This is a genomic window from Henriciella sp. (assembly GCF_049649345.1).
Classification (GTDB): Bacteria; Pseudomonadota; Alphaproteobacteria; order Caulobacterales; family Hyphomonadaceae; genus Henriciella.
On record NZ_JBARZC010000562.1, the window covers coordinates 1 to 3,846 of the forward strand.

The 3,846-nt window shown below is 62.1% G+C and carries 5 protein-coding genes; 4 read left to right on the forward strand and 1 reads right to left on the reverse strand.

Translation table 11 applies throughout. The annotated features are described in order from the left end of the window. Positions 1–1,215 (forward strand): vWA domain-containing protein (locus WA989_RS15540; protein ID WP_424341390.1); only part of this gene is annotated, 1,215 nt, incomplete at its 5' end. Positions 1,216–1,218: 3 nt separating this feature from the next. On the opposite strand, the gene WA989_RS15545 is transcribed toward WA989_RS15540, so the two are convergent. Further along, positions 1,219–2,004 (reverse strand): 3-hydroxybutyrate dehydrogenase, encoded by a 786-nt coding sequence (locus WA989_RS15545; RefSeq protein WP_424341391.1) that lies wholly within the window; start codon positions 2,002–2,004, stop codon positions 1,219–1,221. Between the two features lie 77 nt (positions 2,005–2,081). Between WA989_RS15545 and WA989_RS15550 the strand changes: the two genes are divergently transcribed. The 3 genes from WA989_RS15550 to pyrF all read left to right on the forward strand — a co-directional run. Further along, the gene (locus tag WA989_RS15550) at positions 2,082–2,513 is read left to right on the forward strand and encodes a DUF350 domain-containing protein (RefSeq protein WP_424341392.1); all 432 of its coding nucleotides are present in this window, start codon (positions 2,082–2,084) and stop codon (positions 2,511–2,513) included. Between the two features lie 23 nt (positions 2,514–2,536). Beyond that, positions 2,537–3,367, forward strand: coding sequence for a S1 family peptidase (locus WA989_RS15555; protein ID WP_424341393.1), 831 nt, complete (start codon positions 2,537–2,539; stop codon positions 3,365–3,367). Continuing rightward, positions 3,364–3,846: orotidine-5'-phosphate decarboxylase (gene pyrF / locus WA989_RS15560; protein WP_424341394.1), on the forward strand; the 483-nt coding region annotated here is incomplete at its 3' end. The genes WA989_RS15555 and pyrF, both read left to right, overlap by 4 nt.

Genomic DNA, 3,846 nt, shown 5'->3' on the forward strand with positions numbered 1-3,846 from the left:
CCTCCTCCCTCGCCGGTGATGGATGGAGCGCCCGCACCTGCAGCAGAAGCCCCTTCGGGGATGGTTTCGCCAGAGCCGGCAACTCCAGCAAGCGAGCCGCTCCCGCAATCAGGGACGCTGACGGCGGGCGATTATGACGATCTGCTCAATCCAGCCCTCTACAAGACCTATCTCGACAAGGCGCTCCAGGGCCCGCTCGGCCGCAAGGATCTGCCCTTTGTTGATGCCGCCGACAGGATTGAGGTCCTTGTCACGGACCGGCTCGGCAAACCGGCCCCTTTTGCCCGCCTGATCGTCATGGATGCGGACGGCAAGAAGATGTTTCCGCTTCGCACCGGCGCTGACGGCACCGTCTTCCTCTATCCGAATTTTGACGCGCTGGGCGCGTCCTTCTCGGTGAAGGCGATCCCCTTGGATGGCGGCGCGTCGGTTGCCCGGACAATCGAAACCGGTGATGGCGCGCCCGAGAAAGTGACGCTGAGCTTTGAGAGCGATGCCGAAAAGGTTACCAAGCTCGACCTCCTGCTGACCCTCGATGCGACAGGCTCGATGAGTGACGAGATGCGTTATCTGCAGTCTGAGCTCGTTGCCATCCTCGGCCGCGTCCGCGAGGCTCAGGGGACGCTCGACATTCATGCAGGCCTGATCGTGTACCGCGATGTGGGCGACCAATATGTGGTGCGTGATTTCGACTTTACGGGCGATCTCGATGCTTTCGTCGAAAACCTGAAAACCCAAAGCGCCAATGGCGGCGGCGACTTCCCGGAGGCCATGCATGACGCCATGGCCACGGGACTGGACTTTGACTGGCGTGATGATGCGGTAAAGGTGAACATGCTGGTCGCCGATGCCCCGCCGCATGATGAAGATATCGAAGCGACCTGGGACAGCGCGTTATTGTCGCGCACCAAGGGCATTCACATCGTGCCTCTGGCCGCCTCTGGCGTCGATGATACGGCCGAATTCCTGATGCGTGCCATGGGCCAGATCACAGGCGGGCGCTATCTCTTCCTGACAGATGACAGCGGCGTCGGGAACGCCCATGCCGAGCCCACCATCGACTGCTATGTCGTCACGCGCCTCGACAGTCTGGTCGAACGCGTCCTGACTGACCTGATCACCGGCCAGCGCGTCGAACCCGAAGGGGACGAAGTGGTCCGCGTCGTCGGGGACTACAAGGCCGGTGTCTGTAAAGTGGAGAGCGCCGAGAGCTAGGCGCTACTGGGCGACCCAGCCGCCATCCATCTGCATCAGGGCGCCATTGATCTGATTGCCTGAGGGGCTGGTCAGGAAGACTGCCATCGCGCCGACCTGCTCTGCCGTGACGAACTCCTTGGTCGGCTGCGCGGCGAGCAGGACGTTCTGTTTCACCTCCTCCTCGGTCATGCCGCGCGCCTTGGCCGTATCGGCAATCTGCGCATCGACCAGCGGCGTGTGAACATAGCCCGGACAGATGGCATTGCAGCGCACACCATGTTGCGCGCCTTCGAGCGCGACGACCTTGGTCAGGCCCGCGATACCGTGCTTGGCGGCGACATAGGCTGACTTGAAGGGCGAGGCGACAAGCGCATGCGCACTCGCCGTATTCACGATCCGGCCCCAGCCTTTTTCCTTCATCGGCCCCATCGCCATGCGGGTCGTATGGAAGGCCGCGCTGAGATTGAGGCTGATGATCAGGTCCCACTTGGCAACCGGGAACTCCTCAATCGGCGAGACGTGTTGGACGCCCGCATTGTTGACCAGGATATCGACCCCGCCGAAATCGCGCGCGGCATATCCCATCAAGCCTTCGATCGCGTCCGGATTGGTGAGGTCCGCGCCGGAAAAGCCGATCTTGCCGTCATATTTCTTCTCGAAATCGGCGACGAGCGCCTCATCCTCGCCCGGCTTGACCAGACCGTTCAGGACGATGTTCGCACCTTCTGCCGCCAGGGCCTCGGCGATTGCCTTGCCAATGCCGCTCGTTGAGCCTGTAATAAGTGCAGTTTTTCCGCGATGCAGCATGGATGCTCCATTGTTATTGAGTGAGATGTCTGGCTTGTTTAGGACAAAGCGAAGCAAGACAACAGACCGGGGATTTCATGGGTTCCGTTTTACAGTCATTCCAGGAAGGTTTTCCGACATTCCTGATCTGGACAGGTGCTGCTGGCGGCATGCTGATCCTCGCCGTTTCGGTGTATGTGCTGCTGACCCCATGGAAAGAGCTGGCCCTGGTCAAGGGCGGCAATGGCACAGCGGGCCTTGCGTTGGCCGGCGCGATTGTCGGCCTCGCCATCCCGCTCGCCTCCTGCCTTGCGTCCAGTGTTTCCCTGATCGACCTCTTGCTCTGGGGCACCGTCTCGCTCATCCTGCAATTGCTCGCATACAGGATCACCGATCTGTTGTTGCGCGACCTGCCCAAGCGCATTCAGAATGACGAGGCCGGCGCCGCGATTGTTCTGATCGGGACGAAGCTGGCGAGCGCGATGTTGCTGGCCGCCGGGCTGTGGGATCCGGCGCTGCAGAGGTTCTAGAGGATCAGAGGAGACAGGCGAAGGTGCGATTTATTCCTGACTGGCTGGTCTACACGCTCGCTCTTCTGGCGATTGTCGGCGGCGTGTTTTCAAACGTTCCGGATCAGGATGCGCCGCCCGCCACACCAGACTCGATCGAGCGCGAAGGCGCGACACTGCCGCCGCCCTCTGCCTTCGATGAAACCGTTCTGGTCCGGGTCGATCAGCCCAAGGATGGCATCGGGACGGCCTTCTCTATCAATACGGACGGCCAGTGGCTGACGGCGCGCCATGTCGTCGATGGCTGCGAGGATGTATCGCTTCTCGTCGCGCCAAATCGCTATCTGCCCGTTGAACGCGTCGAAGTTTCCGACAACACCGATCTTGCCCTTCTGACGGCCCATCCAAGCCTTTCGCCCGTGGCGCTTGATACAAGTTCGACCTTGCAGGTCGGCAGCTATGGCTTCCATGTCGGCTATCCTCAGGGCCGGCCAGGGGAAGCTGCGAGCCGGCTTATCTCGCGGTCGCGCCTTATCACCAGCGGTACCAGAAAAGGCGAGGAACCCGTCCTTGCCTGGGCCGAAACCGGCCGCACGAGTGATCTGCAGGGCTCGCTTGGCGGGCTGTCGGGCGGGCCGGTCTATGACGCCGACGGGCGCGTGCGCGGTGTCATCATCGCAGAGAGCCCGCGCCGCGGCCGCATCTACAGCGCCTCGCCCGAGGCGATCGAAGGTTTTCTCCTGGAAAAGGGCATAGAGCCCCTTGGCGATCGTCCCGTGCCCATCTCACCTGAAAATTATGGCGGCTCTGCCGACAGGGCGCGCCAGAGCCTGCAAGTCGTGAAGGTTGCCTGCCGGGTAGGGACCGACTCTTGAGCGCCTTTGCAGACCGGCTGATCGCCGCCACAGACAAATTCGGGCCGCTCTGTGTTGGTATCGACCCGCATCAGGGCCGTATTCCGGCCGTCTTCGGCGGCGATACGGCCGATGGTGTCGAATGTTGGGGCCTTGCCATGGTCGAGGCCATCAAGGGCCGGGCCGGTGTCATCAAGCCACAGATTGCCTTTTTCGAGCGGCATGGCTGGGCTGGGCTCAAGGCACTCGAACATATCTGCGCGGCGGCCCGCGAAGCCGGCCTGGTCATCCTGATGGACGCCAAGCGAGGCGACATCGGCTCCACCGCTGAAGGCTATGCCTCCGCATTTCTGAGAGAGCCGGCCGCGTTCACATGCGATGCGCTCACCGTGAACCCTTATATGGGGCTCGACACGATCGAGCCGCATGTCCGCGCCGCCGAGGACTTCGGCAAGGGCGTGATCGTGCTGGCCCGCACGTCCAATCCGGGCTCGTCTGAT